Origin of the sequence: Paraprevotella clara YIT 11840 (genome assembly GCF_000233955.1) — a bacterium.
GTDB lineage: Bacteria > Bacteroidota > Bacteroidia > Bacteroidales > Bacteroidaceae > Paraprevotella > Paraprevotella clara.
Map to the genome: position 1 here is coordinate 655 of NZ_JH376668.1, position 238 is coordinate 892.

Sequence of the window (238 nt, forward strand, 5' to 3'; positions counted from 1 at the left end):
GTTTGCCTTGTGTAGCATTCCACAGCTGATACGCCTCGTAGGCGCAATAAAGGGCAATTGCCAAATAGGCGTATTCAAAAAAGATACGTGCATTCATATTTTATTCGTCTTTGTCTTCAATAGATAGAATACCAGTAGTTTTATGGGCTTTTACGGTTGAAAATTTCTTGTCGAAGTCCATTCCTATTCCTTTGGTAACAGTACCTTTTTTGGTGTCGGTAAAGGTGAACTCTCTGTC